The 16,027-nt window shown below is 71.2% G+C and carries 17 protein-coding genes; 7 read left to right on the top strand and 10 right to left on the bottom strand.

What is annotated here, in order from left to right; translation table 11 throughout:
• Nucleotides 1-6: 6 nt before the first annotated feature.
• The 5 genes from ABD333_RS43175 to ABD333_RS43155 form a co-directional block, all read right to left on the bottom strand.
• Nucleotides 7-1,122, bottom strand: coding sequence for a sensor histidine kinase (locus ABD333_RS43175; protein ID WP_344548470.1), 1,116 nt, complete (start codon nucleotides 1,120-1,122; stop codon nucleotides 7-9).
• Nucleotides 1,119-1,838 carry a hypothetical protein gene (locus ABD333_RS43170; RefSeq protein ID WP_344548469.1) on the bottom strand — a complete coding sequence of 240 codons (720 nt, stop codon included), beginning with the start codon at nucleotides 1,836-1,838 and terminating at the stop codon, nucleotides 1,119-1,121. The genes ABD333_RS43175 and ABD333_RS43170 overlap by 4 nt, the downstream gene beginning before the upstream one ends.
• Nucleotides 1,835-2,737, bottom strand: coding sequence for an ABC transporter ATP-binding protein (locus tag ABD333_RS43165; protein ID WP_344548468.1), 903 nt, complete (start codon nucleotides 2,735-2,737; stop codon nucleotides 1,835-1,837). The genes ABD333_RS43170 and ABD333_RS43165 overlap by 4 nt, the downstream gene beginning before the upstream one ends.
• Before the next feature lie 490 nt (nucleotides 2,738-3,227).
• A complete protein-coding gene (locus tag ABD333_RS43160) occupies nucleotides 3,228-3,887 on the bottom strand; it encodes a response regulator transcription factor (RefSeq protein ID WP_344548467.1) in 660 nt (219 codons plus the stop codon).
• Nucleotides 3,884-5,221 carry a sensor histidine kinase gene (locus ABD333_RS43155; RefSeq protein ID WP_344548466.1) on the bottom strand — a complete coding sequence of 446 codons (1,338 nt, stop codon included), beginning with the start codon at nucleotides 5,219-5,221 and terminating at the stop codon, nucleotides 3,884-3,886. Before ABD333_RS43155 ends, ABD333_RS43160 begins: the two co-directional genes overlap by 4 nt.
• Before the next feature lie 152 nt (nucleotides 5,222-5,373).
• Between ABD333_RS43155 and ABD333_RS43150 the strand changes: the two genes are divergently transcribed.
• From ABD333_RS43150 to ABD333_RS43125, 6 genes are all read left to right on the top strand, one after another.
• Nucleotides 5,374-5,898 carry a hypothetical protein gene (locus ABD333_RS43150; protein WP_344548465.1) on the top strand — a complete coding sequence of 175 codons (525 nt, stop codon included), beginning with the start codon at nucleotides 5,374-5,376 and terminating at the stop codon, nucleotides 5,896-5,898.
• A gap of 506 nt (nucleotides 5,899-6,404) precedes the next feature.
• On the top strand, nucleotides 6,405-7,385 hold the full coding sequence (locus ABD333_RS43145) for a peptidoglycan-binding protein (RefSeq protein ID WP_344548464.1): 981 nt from the start codon (nucleotides 6,405-6,407) through the stop codon (nucleotides 7,383-7,385).
• Nucleotides 7,382-8,089 (top strand): ABC transporter ATP-binding protein, encoded by a 708-nt coding sequence (locus ABD333_RS43140; protein WP_344548463.1) that lies wholly within the window; start codon nucleotides 7,382-7,384, stop codon nucleotides 8,087-8,089. Before ABD333_RS43145 ends, ABD333_RS43140 begins: the two co-directional genes overlap by 4 nt.
• A complete protein-coding gene (locus ABD333_RS43135; protein WP_344548462.1) occupies nucleotides 8,086-9,264 on the top strand; it encodes an ABC transporter permease in 1,179 nt (392 codons plus the stop codon). Before ABD333_RS43140 ends, ABD333_RS43135 begins: the two co-directional genes overlap by 4 nt.
• Nucleotides 9,265-9,435: 171 nt before the next feature.
• Nucleotides 9,436-9,918 carry a SigE family RNA polymerase sigma factor gene (locus ABD333_RS43130; protein ID WP_344548461.1) on the top strand — a complete coding sequence of 161 codons (483 nt, stop codon included), beginning with the start codon at nucleotides 9,436-9,438 and terminating at the stop codon, nucleotides 9,916-9,918.
• Nucleotides 9,915-10,865, top strand: a complete 951-nt coding sequence (locus ABD333_RS43125; RefSeq protein WP_344548460.1) for a hypothetical protein — start codon at nucleotides 9,915-9,917, stop codon at nucleotides 10,863-10,865. Before ABD333_RS43130 ends, ABD333_RS43125 begins: the two co-directional genes overlap by 4 nt.
• A 149-nt stretch (nucleotides 10,866-11,014) precedes the next feature.
• On the opposite strand, the gene ABD333_RS43120 is transcribed toward ABD333_RS43125, so the two are convergent.
• The 5 genes from ABD333_RS43120 to ABD333_RS43100 all read right to left on the bottom strand — a co-directional run bounded on the left by ABD333_RS43120 (nucleotide 11,015) and on the right by ABD333_RS43100 (nucleotide 14,710).
• The gene (locus ABD333_RS43120; RefSeq protein WP_344548459.1) at nucleotides 11,015-11,824 is read right to left on the bottom strand and encodes an ABC transporter permease; all 810 of its coding nucleotides are present in this window, start codon (nucleotides 11,822-11,824) and stop codon (nucleotides 11,015-11,017) included.
• Complete coding sequence (locus tag ABD333_RS43115; protein WP_344548458.1) at nucleotides 11,821-12,786, bottom strand: ATP-binding cassette domain-containing protein; 966 nt, start codon at nucleotides 12,784-12,786, stop codon at nucleotides 11,821-11,823. Before ABD333_RS43115 ends, ABD333_RS43120 begins: the two co-directional genes overlap by 4 nt.
• Before the next feature lie 17 nt (nucleotides 12,787-12,803).
• Nucleotides 12,804-13,649, bottom strand: a complete 846-nt coding sequence (locus ABD333_RS43110; protein WP_344548457.1) for a DUF4097 family beta strand repeat-containing protein — start codon at nucleotides 13,647-13,649, stop codon at nucleotides 12,804-12,806.
• 71 nt (nucleotides 13,650-13,720) lie between these two features.
• On the bottom strand, nucleotides 13,721-14,254 hold the full coding sequence (locus ABD333_RS43105) for a toxin-antitoxin system HicB family antitoxin (protein WP_344548456.1): 534 nt from the start codon (nucleotides 14,252-14,254) through the stop codon (nucleotides 13,721-13,723).
• Between the two features lie 117 nt (nucleotides 14,255-14,371).
• Complete coding sequence (locus ABD333_RS43100; RefSeq protein WP_344548455.1) at nucleotides 14,372-14,710, bottom strand: ArsR/SmtB family transcription factor; 339 nt, start codon at nucleotides 14,708-14,710, stop codon at nucleotides 14,372-14,374.
• Between the two features lie 113 nt (nucleotides 14,711-14,823).
• Here ABD333_RS43100 and ABD333_RS43095 point away from each other — a divergent pair, with 113 nt between their 5' ends.
• Nucleotides 14,824-15,990, top strand: a complete 1,167-nt coding sequence (locus ABD333_RS43095) for an MFS transporter (RefSeq protein ID WP_344548454.1) — start codon at nucleotides 14,824-14,826, stop codon at nucleotides 15,988-15,990.
• Nucleotides 15,991-16,027 lie beyond the last annotated feature (37 nt).

The raw sequence follows: 16,027 nt of genomic DNA, 5'->3' as shown, positions 1-16,027 counted from the left end.
AGCAGGTCACCGAGCGTCTCCGATCGGAAGGCGGGCGGTCACGGTGAAGCCGCCGCCCGGCTGCGGTCCGGCGGTCAGGTCGCCGCCGAGGACCGTGACGCGTTCGCGCATGCCGGTCAGCCCGTGACCACCGGAACCGGCCGCCGTACGTGGCGGGCGGCCGTCGTCGTGAACGGTCACGGTCAGCCGGTCGGCGGCGAACGCGAGCAGCACCTCCACCCGCGTCGGCTCGGCGTGTTTCAGCACGTTGGTCAGTGCCTCCTCGATGATCCGGTAGACCGACAGCTCGACGCCCCCAGGCAGCGGACGCCGTTCGCCCGACTCGGCCAGGGTCACGGGCATCCCGGCGTCACGGTAGCCGCCGACCAGGCCGTCGAGCTGGGACAGGGACGGCTGGGGCCGCAGCTGGGGCGTCCCGCCGGGGTCGCGCAGCAGCGTGAGCATACGGCGCAGCTCGGCGAGGCTGTCCTCGGCGGTCTCCTCGACCCGCCCCAGCGTGTCGGCCGCGACGTCCGGGGCGGTCGGCAGGACGTCCCGTGCGCCGCGTACGCCCAGCAACATGACCGTGACGGAGTGGGCGACGATATCGTGGAGTTCCCGGGCGATGACCGTGCGCTCGTTCTGCGCGGCGATCCGGTCGAGCTGTTCTCGCTCACGTTCCAGCTGCGCCGCCCGTTCCTCCAGGGCCGCCACGTACTGCCGGCGGGTCCGTACGTACGCGCCGACCGCCCATGCCCCGACGGTGAGCGGCGGCGAGCAGATGCTGGCCAGCTGCAGGAAGAACGCGGTCGGGATGCCGACCGCCACCGACATGCGCCTGTCCCGTGTCTCGGCGACGGAGGCGAGGGCGACCAGGACGGGTGCGCCGCCCGGGTATTCGCCGACCGCCGCCACGCCCCACACCAGAACGGCTGTGACCACCAGAACCTGCAGCGGGAAGCGCCTGCGCGCCAGCAGTACCGCACCCGCCGCCAGCGTGAGGGCGATCGGCAGGATCCGCAGCGTGTCGACCCGGTCGAGCTCCACGGTCGTGGTGACCACGGCCAGCGCGATGTCGAACAGGACGGTACGGCGTGCCACCACCAGGCGGCGCGCCGTACCGAACGCTTCGGGGATTCTCACGCCAGGTCGCGCCGCTGTTCGCAGGCGAGCGCCACCGCCACCAGCAGCGCCGTCCAGGCCAGCAGCACCCAGCCCGCCGAGGCGACCGACAGGGTCGTGTTGTGCGACATGCGGGCCAGGACTGCGGCCGCGCCAAACGGCGTCAGGTTGGTCAGCGCCTCATGCGAGCCCGCGACCAGCGGAATCACGGCGAAGTTCACGATCAATAGCAGTACCACCCCCAGCACCGGGCTGCGCAACAGGGCCCCGATCGCCGCACCCATGACCGCCGAAAGGACGAAGGCGACGAAATTCCCCGTCGCGACCGCGGTGACATCGGCCGCCCCCAGATCCGGGCCTGGGTGCCCGGCGAGGAGCGGGAGCCCCAGGCCGAGCGACACCGCGACCATCAGCCCGCCCAGGACCAGCGCGGTCAGCGCGTAGGCGACGATCCTCGCGAGCAACGTCACCGCCCTGCCGTGCCCGCCGACCAGCGCCGCCGGCGCGGCCGTACGGTGCTTGTACTCCCCCGCCGCGCCGACCAGCCCCCAGAGCAGCAGCAGGATCGGCAGAGCCGACAGGGCCTCCTTCTTCTCGGGCAGCTCGTCGAGCGGTCCCGATGCCTTCGCGACGATCAGCACGTTGAGCACAGTGAACGCGATCCCGCCAAGCGCGAAGCCGAACACCGTACGCGTCGTCATCGTCTTGATGAGCTCACCTCTGAGCAGCCCGATCATGCCCTGCTCCCTTCGGTGAGGTCGAGGAACACGTCCTCCAGCGAAGCCGTACAGGGCGTGAGGCGATGCACCGGGATACGGTCCCGACCGGCCAGATCGGCGATCCGAGCCTCGTCCAAACCCTCGACGAGCAAGGTCCCATCGGCCTGCCGTTCACTTGTGCCACCCGCCGCGTCGAGCACGGCGGCCAACCGGTCGGGCTCGGGCGACAACACCGACACCCCGCGCCCGGCCGCCCGTTCCAGCTCGTCCAACGGCCCGGAGTGTACGAGCCGTCCCCGGTCGATCACCACGACATCGTCCACAGTGCTCGCGGCCTCGCTCAGCAGATGGCTGGACAGCAGGACCGTACGGCCGGACGCGGCCCGTTCCCGTACGAGCGTCCGCAGCCAGCGGATGCCCTGCGGGTCCAAGCCGTTCGCCGGTTCGTCCAGGACCAGGATGTCGGGATCGCCGAGCAACGCGGCGGCCAGGCCGAGGCGCTGCCGCATCCCCATCGAGTACGCGCCGACGCGCCGCCGGGCGGCCCCCTCCAATGCCACGATCTCCAGCACCTCCGCGACCCGCCGCATCGGCAGCCCGGCGAGCGCCGCGAGGGACCGCAGATGCGCCCGGCCACTGCGGCCCGGATGCGCCCCGCACGGTTCGATGGCCACCCCGACCGTCCGCGCGTCGAGACGTCCGGGCGGTGCTCCATTGATCAGTACGCCGCCCGCGTCCGCCCGGGCCAGCCCGACGACGACCTTCAGCGCGGTCGTCTTGCCCGCGCCATTGGGCCCGAAGAACCCCGTCACCGCGCCCGCCCTGGCCGTGAACGACAAGTCGTCGACCACGACTGTCCGCCCGTAGCCCTTCGTCATCTTCTCGACCGCGATCGCGGCCGTCACACGTTTCGGCATACCGAAAGCATCAGCCGCCGCCTTCTCCCAGTCCTCAGCCCCCAGTCGAATCCCAACCTCACCCCCCAGTCGGACCCACCCAAGGAGGAGAGGTGCAAGGCGAGGAAAGTCCGGACCCGGGAGCCGTAGGCGCGGCGAGTGTCGCCGTCCAGCGGGGCGCGTTCGAGGTCGGCGATCCAGACCTGACCTGTGGCGGTCCGCAGCTGAACGGCCTCGGGGATCTGGCTCGCAGGGCCGTGTTCTTGATCGCTCCACAGGATGTGGCAGGACTCGATCGGTGTGGCGATGATGCCGGCCCACAAGGGAGGTCAGTGGCCGAACGCGGGCGGCTCGATCCGCTCTCCCGCAGGCGCGCCGGCAGCTCGGCCCGGACCCGGTCGACCTGCCGCTCCGGAACTAAAGCGCCTGCACCTGGTTGCAGGACTCTTACTGACACCCCGTGACGGTCTCCCGAACAACGCCATGACGGCGTCCAGGCGGTCGCGACCGCCTACAAGTCGGTGACGCGGTAGCCGACGCCGGGGGTGGTCATGATGACCGGCGGGTCACCGAGCTTGCGCCGCAGCCGGCCGATCGTCACCGGGACGGTGTTGGTGAACGGGTCGGCGTGCTCGTCCCAGACCTGTTCCAGCAGGTCCTCGGCGCTGAGGAACGCGGGTGCGGCACGCAGCAGCGCCTCCAGGACACCGAACTCCTTGACCGACAGGCCGAGCGTTCGCCCGTCTCGAATGACCGTGCGCCGCAAGGGGTCGAGCTCGATCCCCGCCGCGCGCAGGATCCTGGCGCGGGCGGCGGGACGGCGGCGCGCCAGCGCCCGGACCCGCAGCACCAGTTCGGGGAAGTGGAACGGCTTGGCCAGGTAGTCGTCGGCTCCCAGGCTCAGGCCGCTGACCCGGTCACCGGGAGAGCCCGCCGCGGTCAGCATCAGCACCATGACCGGCCGCTCCGCCTCGGTGATCATCCTGCAGAGAATGTCGCCGTGCAGTCCGGGCAGGTCACGGTCGAGCACGACCACGTCATAGGGCACGTCGAGCTTGGTGGCCGCGTCGAGACCGTCGTACGCCACGTCCACGGCCATCCCCTGGTCGCGGAGGCCCTCGGCCACCACATCGGCCAACGTGCGTGAGTCCTCGACGACCAGCACCCTCATGCGCCCCCTCCAGCAACCGGCCCGACGCTCGACACGGCGTCGGACGCGGCATCTGGCCCTGCACCGGCACTGGGCGCGGCGCTAGGCGCAGCGTCGGGCGCGGCACTGGGCGTGGCGTTAGGCGTGGCGCTGGACGTGGCGTTGGGCGCAGCGTCGGAGGTGGCGTTGGGTGCGGCACCGGACGCGGCACTGGGCGTGGTGTTGGGGGTGGCGTCGGACGTGGTGTTGAGCGTGGTGTTGGGTGTGGGCGCTAGCGGCAGGGTGATGGTCGCTCGCAGGCCGCCGCCGGGCAGGGCTTCGAGGGCGACCGTGCCGCCGTGGACTTCGGCGATGGCTTCGACGATCGACAATCCGAGGCCGCTGCCCCGGTCGGAGCCGGTGCGGTCGGCGCCCAGGCGGCGGAACGGGCGGGTGAGCTCGGCGAGGTCGTCCTGAGCGAGGACGGGCCCGCCGTTCTCCACGATCAGCTGGGCGACGGCTCCGGCTGCCGCGGTCCGGACTCGGATCCAGCCGCCGGGCCGGTTGTGGGTCACGGCGTTGTCGATCACGTTTTCGACCAGCCGGGACAGCAGGGTCTCGCTGCCCCGCACCCGCGCCTGCGGGCTGGTCTCGTGTTCCACCCGGAGCCGCAGGTCGGTGATGGCGGCTTCCCGGCGTTCGAGCGCGGCCGTGGCGGCGGCGCCGAGCGCCACCGACGTCTCGTCGGCGACGGGAGCGTGCTGGGCGCGCGCGAGCGTCAGGAAACTCTCCAGCAGCCGGTCGACGTGGTCGAGCTCGTGCCTGATCCGGTCCGCGAGCGTGACGGTCTGCGGGTGCAGCGGGGCCGGCTTGGCCATCGCGACGTCCAGCGACGCCCGCATCGTCGCCAGCGGTGTACGCAGCTCGTGCGAGGCGTTGGCCACGAACCGCCGCTCGAACTCGAACGAGCGCTCAAGCCGGGCCAGCAGGTCGTCGAACGTGTCGCCCAGCTCCTTCAGCTCGTCGTCGGGGCCGGACAGGTTGAGCCGTTCATGCAGGCTCGTGGCCGAGATCCGGCGGGCGCCGGCGGTGATCGTGCGGAGCGTCCGCAGGAACCGGCCCGGCACCAGCCAGCCGAGCACCAGCGACACCGCCGCCATGAACGCCAGCGCGAAACCCGCGGCGACCACGAGCCGGCGCAACTCCGACTCCTCCCCGCCCTCGTTGAACGGCTCGGGAGTCCTCGGCGTGCCGGGGACGGTCCCCGGGTCGACCGGGGACGAGGCCGAGCTGCCCTGGTACAGAGCGATCATGACGAGCAGCAAGATCGCGCCCGAGGCGAGGAAGACCCCGAAGTACAGGAGCGCGAGACGCATCCGGACGGTACGTCGTGGCAGGTGGAACACGGGGCCAAGCATGCCTCATCAGGCCTAACAGCGATATAACGGCTCGTGTTGAGCCCGTGTTAGCGCCTCCTGCGTAGAACGGCTTCTGGCAACACCAGTGGCCCGAGCAGTGAGGAAAACACATGGCAGCCACATATACGGCGATACGCATCGCGGCGGTGACGACGGCGCTCTTCGGCCTCGTCATCACCGGCGCCGCCTGCTCCGGCGGCGAGAAGGAGAAGGGCGGCGGCCCAGCCGCGACCGGTTCTCAGACGGAGCTGTTGGCCAAGCACGTCGAATACTCGAAGTGCATGCGCGCCAACGGACTCAAGGACTTCCCCGACCCCGAGGCCGACCCAGGCGGGAAGGGCGTTGGGATTTCGAGCACTCTGGACCCCGACGACCCCAAGTACAAGGCCGCCGATGGCAAATGCAAGACGCTGCTGCCGGCGCAACCCGGCGAGATCGACCCGCAGGCACGCGAAGCCGCCGTCAAGCTCGCCGCGTGCATGCGGTCCAACGGCGTTTCCAACTTCCCTGACCCTGACGGCACAGGCACGTTCCACCTCAAGGACGTCGACCGCGAGGCGCCGCGGTACCGCACCGCGATGGAGAAGTGCCAGAAGCAGACCGGCTTCAAGGGCCCGATGCGTGTTGAGAACTGATGTCCACCAACCACGACACCACGAACGCCGACCAGCACACGGCACCCGCCCCGCCCAAGCCCACACCAGCACCCGCCCCCGCGCGAGGGCCCGCGTCCGCGTCTGACGCCGTGCTTGACGCTGCGCCCGCGCCAGAGCCCGCGCCCGAGCGAGAGCCCGGGCCAGGGCCCGCACCCGCGTCTGCGTCTGCGTCCGAGCGAGAGCCCGGGCGCGGGCCCGCGCCCGCGTCTGCGTCTGAGGCCGGGCCTGATGCTGCGTCCGCGCCAGGCTCCGCGGCGGCGCCCGAGCGAGAGCCCGCGCCCGTGCCCACGTCCGTACCAGACGCCGCGTCTGACGCCAGGCCAGAGCCCGCGGCGGCGCCCGAGCGAGAGCCTGTGTCTGACGCTGCGCTTGTGTCTGGGGGTGGGTGGGGGCGTCGGCGGCGGGTGAGGGGGGCGGTGGTCCTTGTGTGCGCGGGTGCCCTGGTCGCGGCGGGGGCTGGGGTCGTTGTCGCCGATCCGTTCGGCATGCGACACGACGATCCGCCGCTGCGGGGAGCCGGGTCCACTGGCCTGGCCCCGGTTTCCAGGGAGACCCTGTCGGCCCGTACGCAGGAAAGTGGGACGCTCGGTTACGCGGGCGACTACGAGGTCGTCAATCAGGCCGCCGGCACTTTTACCAGGCTGCCCGCCGTGGGGCAGGTGATCCGCCAGGGCAGGGTGCTGTACCGGGTGGACGGCGAGCCGGTGGTCCTGCTGCGCGGCGCCGTTCCGGTCTACCGGGACCTGGTGCGGGGCAGTGAGGGCGCCGACGTCCGGCAGTTGAACGCGGCGCTCGTCGCCCTCGGGTACGCCACCGAGGCCGAGATCGACCCGGACTACTTCGGGAGCGGCACGTACTACGCCCTGCGGAAGTTGCAGGACAAGGTGGGCCTGACCGAGACCGGGGTCCTGACCCGCGGCCAAGCCTTCTTCGCGCCGGAGAACGAACTGCGCATCACCAAGATCACCGCAGTGCGCGGCGGTGCGGCGGCGCGGGGCGCGGTGATCCTCCGGGCCTCCTCGACCCGGCGGCAGATCACGATCTCGATGCATGCCGGGCGGCAGGGCGAGGTGGCGGTCGGCGACAAGGTGACCATCTCGTTGCCCAGCGGCAGGAACACCCCCGGTGTGGTCTCCTCCGTCGGCAGGGTCGCCACCAAGGGCGACAAGAGCACGACCGTCGACGTGCGGATCAGACCGTCCAAGCCGAGGGAGACCGGCATGCTCGACCAGGCGCCGGTCGAGGTCGCGATCGTGACCGACACGGCCAAGGACGTTCTGTCGGTGCCGGTGAACGCGTTGCTGGCGCGGGCGGGCGGCGGCTACGCGGTCGAAGTCGTCGGGAGCGACGGCGCGCACCGGCTGGTCCCCGTGACGACCGGGCTGTTCGACGACGGCGCGGGTACGGTCCAGGTCAGCGGCGATGGTCTGGCGGCCGGGCAGAACGTGGTGGTGCCGGCCTCATGACCGTGCTTCAACTGGACCGCGTCGGCAAGGTCTATCCGGGTGCGGTGCCGGTGATCGCGCTGGAAGAGGCGAGCTTCACCGTTCACCGCGGCGACCTGGTCGCGATCGTCGGGCCGTCGGGGTCGGGCAAGTCGACCCTGCTGCAGGTGATGGGGACACTCGACCGGCCCACCTCGGGAACGGTGCGCATCCTCGGTGACGACGCCGCGGCGATGTCCGACCGCGCCCTCGCGGGCCTACGGGCCGAGCGGATCGGATTCGTCTTCCAGCAGTTCTTCCTGGCCGAGCACGCCACGGCGGTGGAGAACGTCGCGGACGGGCTGCTGTACGCGGGCGTCCGCCACCGGCAGCGCATGAACGCCGCGACGGCCGCGCTGGAACGCGTCGGACTCGGCCACCGGCTCGGCCACCGGCCGCCGCAGCTGTCGGGCGGCGAACGGCAGCGCGTCGCGATCGCCCGGGCGCTGGTCGGTGACCCGGCGATCGTGCTGGCCGACGAACCCACCGGCAACCTCGACAGCGTCTCCGGCGCCGCCGTCCACGACCTGCTGACCGAGCTCAACGCCGAGGGCGCCACCATCATCATGATCACCCACGACCGGGAGCTGGCCGCCCGGCTCCCGCGCCGCATCGAGGTGCTCGACGGCCGCATCGTCGCCGACGTCACCCGGCGGCCCCAGCTCACCGGAAGGCGGTCCCCATGAGGCTGCATCCCGCCGACCTCGCACGGGTCGCCGCCGTCGGCCTGCGTACCCGCCGTACTCGTGCCGCCCTCTCGGCACTGGGCATCGCCATCGGCGTGGCCGCGATGGTGGCGGTCCTCGGGCTGTCGGCCTCGTCCCAGGCCGGGCTCCTGGCCGAGATCGACAAGCTCGGCACCAACCTGCTCACCGTCGCCCCGGGCCAGTCGATGACCGGCAACGACGCCAAGCTGCCGCTCCGGGCACCCGGGATGATCGGGCGGATCCCCGCGGTGGAGGCCGTGCAGAGCACCGGCGACACCAAGGCCGACGCCTTCCGCAGCCCGCTCATCCCGGGCCTGCAGACCAACGGGCTGACGGTGAACGCGGCGAGCCTGGACCTGCCCGCCGCGGTGCGCACCACCGTCGCCCAGGGCCGCTATCTGAACGCCGCCACCGCCACCCAGCCGGTGGCCGTGCTCGGCTCGGCGGCGGCCAAGCGGCTCGGCATCGCCCGGATCCACCCGGGGATGCGCATCTGGGTGGGCGGCCAGTGGTTCTACGTCAGCGGCGTCCTCGCCCCGGCGACCCTGTCACCCGAGATCGACTCCTCGGTGCTGGTCGGCTACCCGGCCGCCCGCCGGTATCTCGACTTCGACGGGCACCCCTCGATGATCTACGTACGGGCCCGTACCGGCCACGAAGCCGAGGTCCACCGGCTGCTCGGCCCGACGGCCAACCCCCGCAACGCCGGCGAGGTGCGCGTCAGCCGTCCCTCCGCGGCCCTGGTAGCGCGGGCCGCGGCCGAGTCGGCGCTGAACGGGCTGTTCCTCGGGCTCGGCGCGGTGGCGCTGCTCGTCGGCGGCATCGGGGTGGCCAACACCATGGTCATCTCCGTGCTGGAACGCCGATCGGAGATCGGCCTCCGCCGGGCGCTGGGCGCCACCCGGGGCCTCATCCGGCTGCAGTTCCTGTCCGAGGCGGTCCTGCTCTCCGCTTTCGGCGGCGCCGCCGGCGTGGCGCTGGGCGTGTCCGCCACGGTCGTCTACGCCACGACGAAGGGCTGGTCGACGGTCGTCCCGGCACTCGCCTGGGGCGGCGGCCTGGGCGCCGCCATCGCCATCGGCACCGTCGCCGGCCTGCTCCCCGCGCTGAGAGCGGCCCGCCTACCCCCGACCGAAGCCCTCCGCACAACCTGACCCCCGCGCCGTCGGGTCTTGGGCGGGCGGAGCGCTCACTGGCCGTCAGCCGCGCGTTGAGGAGCACCACGACCGCCGCCGGCTCGACCACTCGCTGTACGAGAGGGAACCTCGAAGTGATGGGCAACCATTGAGGGCGGTGCACCTATCTAGGGGGCAGGAGGTCGCCCTATGAGCATAGAGTTCGAGGAGTTCGTCCGAACACGGACTCCGGCGCTGCTTCGCTCGGCCTATCTGCTGACCGGTGATCAGCAGCTGGCCGAGGATCTGGTGCAGTCGGCGTTGGCCCGTACGCACAGATCGTGGGCCAAGCTCCACCGGGTGGGGAACGCCGAGGCCTACACCCGCAAAGTCCTGTACCACCTGCAGGTCGACTGGTGGCAACGTCGCCGGTTCCGGGAAGGCCCGCTTGAGGGTACCGATCCCGTCGGTCCGTCCGTGGATCACACCGTCCGGCTCGATCTTCAGCGGGCGCTGCTGCGACTCCCCCCACGCCAGCGCGCCGTGATCGTGCTGCGCTTCTTCGAGGACCGCACCGAGGCCGAGACGGCCCGGCTCCTCGACATCTCCGTCGGCACCGTCAAGAGCCAGACCGCCAAGGCCCTCGCCCGGCTGCGCCGCCTCACGGCGGTGGAGGAGGTGTTCACCCGATGAACGATCTGCGTGACGAACTGCACTCCCTGGCCGACCATGCCGCCCCAGCCGATCTACTGGACCGTGCCTACGCCACCTCCCGCAGGATCAAGCGCCGCCGCCAGGCCTTGGCCACCGGCGTCGCCGGCGGCCTCGCCGCGGCCGTGCTCTTGGGCTTCGCCTCCTTCGGCGGAACGACCTCCACAGACGACAAGGCCGACCCGATGGTCACTCCTACCGCCTCGGCCACCACGCCTGTCCTGCCGAACATGAAGCCGTTCGTGCCACCCGCCACCCATGGCGGCGGCCGCACGACCGTGCCTGTGGTCCTCCAGGACGGCACCGAGGTCCGGTTCAGCTACCCCTCCGGCCTGGGCCTGCGGTTCTCCAAGATGGAGACCGGATTCAACGGCACCGACCTGAACGTCGGCCTGAACGCCGCCACCGTCATCAAAACTGGTTCCCGGTACGTCCGGAACGTGACCGACGCGAGCGGGCAGCAACTGGAGTTGTGGAGGGAACCCAAGGAGCCGGGCAGCGAGAGTGACGTCGAGGTCTACTCGGTGCGGGTCGGCAACTGGTTCGTCACCCTGGACGAGGTGGTCAGCGAGACTGACCCCGACCCGTCGTTCCCCGAGCTGCGCCGGGTGACCTTCTTCATCGACCCCCGGGGTGTCCTCAGGGTCTCCGGGGACCCGGTGGCCAAGGTCAAGCCGGGCAGCGCCAACGACTCCGGCGAGAGGGGGCCCGTTGCGGAACTGGCCGTCCAGGGCTCGGAGAGCAAGACCCTGTTCATCCGGCGAGTGAGCGACTGCATCGGCGCCGATCGGGATCGAGAAGGTGAACTGAGCAGCCTCATGGTGTGCAAGGACGGCGCAGCGGTCCACGTCGCCGGCCGCGAGAGCGACGAGGACTGGATCAAGCAGGTCAAGAGCGGACTGCGGATCGAATCCGTCAAAACACCCTGACCACCAGCGCGGTACCGGGGAACTGCAAGCGCGGGCAGTTCCCCGTATCGCCGCGCCTGGGACAGGCCGCTCCAAGCGCTTCCGCGGGGGCACGCGGCTCGGCCTGCGCCCCGACGGTGCGCTAACGCCACTGATGGTTCGGTTGCTGCTCAACCCCCGGCGCTGACTGCCTTTTTGTAGAGGCGGGTCGCCAGGGGGATGAACACGATCAGGATGATGGCGATCCAGAGGAGGGAGGCCGGGACGGCGTGCTGGATGGGCCAGGCGTCCGAGGTCTTCATCGCCGTGCTGGTGTTGCCGAAGAGTTCGCGGGCGGCCTGGGTGAAGGCGGAGATGGGGTTCCAGTCGGCGAAGACGCGGAGCGGTGTGGGGAGTTTGGAGCTGTCGAGGAAGGCGTTGGAGACGAACATCAGCGGGAACGAGACCATGGTCGCGACGTTGTTGAAGCTTTCCGGGGTGCGCAGGGCCAGCGCGACGGTCGCGGTGAACCAGGAGAACGCGTAGGCGAACAGCAGCAGCAGCCCGAAGCCGAGGACGGCCTCGTAGGGCGAGCTGTGCACCCGCCAGCCGACGGCGAGTCCCATCCCCGCCATGACCACCAGGCTGGCGAGGTTCATGAGCAGGTCGCTGACGGTCTGGCCGATCAGCACCGCGGACGGCGCCATGGGCAGTGAACGGAACCGGTCGAAGATGCCCTTCTGCAGGTCCAGGGTCAGCGTGTAGCCGGTGGTCTGCGCGCTGATGATCACGGCTTGGACGAAGATGCCGGGGAGCAGGAACTCCCGGTACGACATCCCCGGGACCTCGATGACGCTCCCGAAGACGTAGGCGAACAGCAGGATGAGGACGCTCGGCAGCATGATGGTGCTGGTGAGCAGGTCCGGTGACCGCCTGATCTTCAGGGCGTTGCGCTTGGCGATGGTCCAGCCGTCGACGATGGGCAGGGTGAGCGCGTTCATCGGGTGGCCTCCCGGTCGGTGCCGGACGTCCGGTGCCCGGTCAGGGTGAGGTAGACGTCGTCGAGGGTGGGCCGCCGCAGCCCGGCGTCCCGCACCCGGACGCCGGCGTCGGCGAGGTCGCCGAGGATCTGGCGGAGCGACTCGGGGCCGTCGGTGACCGGAACGGTGATCTGGAGTGATTCCGGGACGGTCCGCATCGCGCCGACGGCGAGCCAGGCGAGGGTCTGCCGGGCGGTCTCCAGCTCGGCGGCGTCGGTCACGGTCAGTTCGATGCGGTTGCCGCCGACCTGGTCCTTGAGCTCGTCGGCGGTGCCGCGGGCGATGGCGCGGCCGTGGTCGACGACCATGATCTGGTCGGCGAGGCGGTCGGCCTCCTCCATGTACTGGGTGGTCAGCAGGAGCGTGCTTCCGCCCGCGACGAGTTCGGAGATGGTGTCCCACAGCGCGGCGCGGGCGCGCGGGTCCAGGCCTGTGGTGGGTTCGTCCAGGAACAGCACCGGCGGGTCGGCGACCAGCGCGCCGGCGAGGTCGATGCGACGGCGCATGCCGCCGGAGTAGCCCTTGACCGGACGGTCCGCGGCGCCGGTGAGCTCGAAGCGTTCGAGCAGCTCGCGGGCGCGGGCCTTGCTGCGCTTGGCGCCCAGGTGGTAGAGACGCCCGACCATCTCCAGGTTCTCGGCGCCGGTGAGGTGCTCGTCGACGGCGGCGTACTGGCCGGACAGCCCGATCTGCGCGCGCAGCAGCGGGGCGTCGCGGACGACGTCGCATCCGGCGACGGTGGCGCGGCCGGCGTCGGGGGCCAGCAGTGTGGTCAGGACCCGTACCGTCGTGGTCTTTCCGGCGCCGTTCGGGCCGAGCAGGGCGAGCACCGTCCCGGTCGGGACGGAGAAGCTCAACCCGTCCAGGGCGGCCACCTCGCCGTATCTCTTGACCAGTCCTTCGGCCGTGATCGCGTCGCTCATGGGGGGCTCCTAGCTGCTCAGGACCGGTGGATTTCGATGTCGCCGTAGTTGGTGTTCGCGTGCACCTCGACGACCGTGTCGGTGGTCTCGGGGCCTTCGGCGGCGGTCACGGCGTTGCGCACCACGCCGTTCTTGGAGTGCAGGTTCAGCCAGGCGGCCGTGCCCTCGGCGATGCCGACGCCGACCTTGCCGTGGCCGTTCTCCAGATGGAGGACGCCGCTCACCGCCGCGCTGATCCGGATCCGGCCGTGCGCGCTCCTGGCGGAGAGGCCGGCCACCACGCGGTCGACGCTGATGTCACCGGTGCCGGTCTTCAGTTGCAGGTCGCCGTTCGCCTCGCCGACGCTGATGGACCCGGTGGAGGACTTGATCGTGCCGTGGCCGTTGACGGCCCCGATCCGGATCGTTCCGACGGAGGAGGTCGCCTCGACGGCGCCGGTCACCCGGTCGACGAAGATGCCGCCGTTGGACGCCTTGGCCTCCAGCGGACCGGTCTCCTCCAGGCGCAGGTCGCCGTTGGAGCTGTGCAGGACGGTCTGGCCGAGCGGGCCGGTGGCGATGAAGTCCGCGGCACCCTCGGCCTCAAGACGGGACCCGGACGGCAGCTCGACGATCACGTCGATGGAGCCGCGCCACGGCAGCAGGTAGCCCAGAACCTTGGGCTTGGGGCCCTTGACCAGCAGCCGTCCGCCGGAGAACTCGACGATCGTCTGCTCGGCGGCCTGCACGCTCGCCTCGGTGGACGGGTCGCTGGGGCGCACCTCCACCACGGTGTCGGCGCGGTCGCCGGCGTGGACGCGGACCTGGCCGATGTAGATCTGGATATCGGCGGTGATCGGTTCGGGGGTGTCGAAAGCAGGCATGGCGAAGCCCTCCTCATGGGTCCGGTGCGAAATCCCGGCGTCGGGCCGGGCAATGAGTGGTGGCGGGGCGGTTAACGCACCCAGCCGGTGTAACTGCGCCCGGTCTGGGGCTGCTGCGGCCGGTCGGGGGGAGCGCTCCCGCCGCCGGGCTCGAACGCGGCGGAGATCGCACGAACCAGCCAGGCGTTGACCGAGATCCCCTGCCGCCCGGCCGCCTCCTCCACGCGCACCTTGAGGTGTTCGGGCAGCCGCAGGGTCATCCGCGCGGTGCCCCCCTCCTCCGAGACCGGCGGCGCGGCCTGCGGGGCGTCCCGTGCGGTTTCCGCGCCGCCGTCAGACGCGTACTCCAGGGACGGCCCGGCCTGCGGTGGCGTCACCACGAACGCCGGATCGCCGCCGCGCAGCCGTACGTCGACCGAACCCGGGGCGAGATCACGGGTGATCTCGTCCGCCGCCGCCGACAGCGCCTCCAGCAAGGTCAGCCTGGCGGCCGACTCCAGGGCACCGGTGAGGCGCTCCGCCAGCGCGCGGGCGTCCGGGCCGCCGGCCTCGGCAGCGACGGCGAGCTCGCGACGGAGGTTCTCCACGTACGGCATCAGGTCCATGCCACCAACAATGACGCCACGACGACGTCACGTCAAGCGCAAGATGACGTCACCCTGCCTCGCCCCCGACGTCGCAACCGCCCTACCAGCGCGAACGGCCCAACATCGCGTGGGTTGTCAGCTTGCGGCGGAGGCTCGTCTGGCGGCCTGTGACGTCAAGGCGTGGAGTACGGCGTCGAGCAGGCCTGGGAACAGCTTGTCCAGATCGTCGCGCCGCAGTCTGATCAGCCGCGTCCGTCCGTCCACGGTGGTGCGCGTGAGTCCTGCCTCGCGGAGCACGCGGTAGTGGTGCGACAGCGTGGACTTGTGCAGTTCGAGGCCGGTGCCGAGGGGCAGGCAGGTCTCGTCGCCGTCGGCGAGCCGGGCGACGATCTCCAGCCGCGCGGGGTCGGACAGCGCGTGCATGAGCTGCGCCAGCGTGATGTCGCCCGCCGGCGGGTGCGGTAGTTCGCGCATCGGCTCCTCCGTCCGTTCGACGGGTCCACGGTAGCGTTCATTTGATAGTTGGACAATCATCAAACGGACCGTTAGTTTGATGATCGCCCAACAGTCAAACGAAAGGGGCGACCGTGTACGTGCGGCTGCTTCCCCTGGCACTGGCCACGTTCGCGGTGGGCACCGACAACTTCGTCATCGCCGGGCTGTTGCCGGCGATGGCGGAGGATCTCGGTGTCACGGTTCCCGTCGTCGGCCAGCTGGTGACCGTGTTCGCCCTGACCTTCGCGATCTCGGCCCCGGTCCTCGGAGCGGCCACGAGCGGCATGGACCGGCGCGCCGCGTTGCTGCTGGCCCTGGCCGTCTTCGTCGCCGGCAACGCCGCCACGGCGCTGGGCACGAGCTACACGTTCGTTCTGGCCGCCCGCATCGTGACCGCGGCCGGCGCGGGCATCATCACGTCCGCGGCGTCCAGCTCAGCCGTGGCCTTGGTGCCTTCCGAACGGCGAGGAGGCGCGCTGGCGCTGGTCATGGGCGGCCTGAGCGCCTCGACCGCGCTCGGCCTTCCCATCGGCACGCTCATCGGTGGCACCAACTGGCGTCTCACCCTGTGGGCCGTCGCCGGAGTGGGGCTCGTCGCCGCCTTGGGCATCGCCGTTGGCCTGCCCAAGCTCTCGCTGCCCGCCGCCGGGTTCCGCGCCCGGCTCGCTCCCATCAAGGAACCCTGGGTCTTGGGCATCCTGGTCGTCACCATGACGGCGCTCGCCGGGTCGTACATGCTCTACCCGTACGTGGCCGCCGCGACGGAGGGCCTGACCGGCGGCTCGGCGACGACGCTCACCGTGCTGCTGCTCGCCTGGGGACTGGGCACGCTGACCGGAACCCTCATCGCGGGACCGCTCACCGATCGACACCGTCCCGAACGTGTGCTGGCCGTGGCGCTGCTCGCGGCGACGGTGGTGCTGGCGGTCAGCCCGGTCATGATGGCCGACCTGGCGTCCGCCGTGGCGTGGGCCGCGCTCTGGGGTCTTTGCATCGGCATTCCCGTCATACCGCAACAGCACCGCCTGGTCGCCCACGCGCCGGCCGCCTCGCCGGTCCTGCTCGGCCTCAACTCCGCGGCGGTGTACGTCGGCATCGCGGCCGGCGGCGGCCTGGGCGGGCTCGCCCAGAACTGGATCGCTCCGGCCCGGCTCGGGCCGCCGGCCGCGGCGATCACCGCACTGGCGTTCGCCCTCACCCTGGCGACGACCCGCCGGCCGGTGGCCGAGCAGCGGCATCAGTCCATTGAACGAGCCTGACGCGGGCTCCCCCACCTCAACAGTCACAGGTAAGGAA

Source organism: Actinomadura fulvescens, from assembly GCF_039533225.1.
GTDB classification, from domain to species: Bacteria; Actinomycetota; Actinomycetes; order Streptosporangiales; family Streptosporangiaceae; genus Spirillospora; species Spirillospora fulvescens.
This window is presented reverse-complemented; position numbering and strand designations above follow the sequence as displayed.

Coding starts and splice junctions, on each gene's coding strand:
- ABD333_RS43170 (WP_344548469.1), bottom strand. CDS start 1,838: ATGATCGGGCTGCTCAGAGGTGAGCTCATCAAGACGATGACGACGCGT.
- ABD333_RS43165 (WP_344548468.1), bottom strand. CDS start 2,737: ATGCCGAAACGTGTGACGGCCGCGATCGCGGTCGAGAAGATGACGAAG.
- ABD333_RS43160 (WP_344548467.1), bottom strand. CDS start 3,887: ATGAGGGTGCTGGTCGTCGAGGACTCACGCACGTTGGCCGATGTGGTG.
- ABD333_RS43155 (WP_344548466.1), bottom strand. CDS start 5,221: ATGCGTCTCGCGCTCCTGTACTTCGGGGTCTTCCTCGCCTCGGGCGCG.
- ABD333_RS43150 (WP_344548465.1), top strand. CDS start 5,374: ATGGCAGCCACATATACGGCGATACGCATCGCGGCGGTGACGACGGCG.
- ABD333_RS43145 (WP_344548464.1), top strand. CDS start 6,405: ATGCGACACGACGATCCGCCGCTGCGGGGAGCCGGGTCCACTGGCCTG.
- ABD333_RS43140 (WP_344548463.1), top strand. CDS start 7,382: ATGACCGTGCTTCAACTGGACCGCGTCGGCAAGGTCTATCCGGGTGCG.
- ABD333_RS43135 (WP_344548462.1), top strand. CDS start 8,086: ATGAGGCTGCATCCCGCCGACCTCGCACGGGTCGCCGCCGTCGGCCTG.
- ABD333_RS43130 (WP_344548461.1), top strand. CDS start 9,436: ATGAGCATAGAGTTCGAGGAGTTCGTCCGAACACGGACTCCGGCGCTG.
- ABD333_RS43125 (WP_344548460.1), top strand. CDS start 9,915: ATGAACGATCTGCGTGACGAACTGCACTCCCTGGCCGACCATGCCGCC.
- ABD333_RS43120 (WP_344548459.1), bottom strand. CDS start 11,824: ATGAACGCGCTCACCCTGCCCATCGTCGACGGCTGGACCATCGCCAAG.
- ABD333_RS43115 (WP_344548458.1), bottom strand. CDS start 12,786: ATGAGCGACGCGATCACGGCCGAAGGACTGGTCAAGAGATACGGCGAG.
- ABD333_RS43110 (WP_344548457.1), bottom strand. CDS start 13,649: ATGCCTGCTTTCGACACCCCCGAACCGATCACCGCCGATATCCAGATC.
- ABD333_RS43105 (WP_344548456.1), bottom strand. CDS start 14,254: ATGGACCTGATGCCGTACGTGGAGAACCTCCGTCGCGAGCTCGCCGTC.
- ABD333_RS43100 (WP_344548455.1), bottom strand. CDS start 14,710: ATGCGCGAACTACCGCACCCGCCGGCGGGCGACATCACGCTGGCGCAG.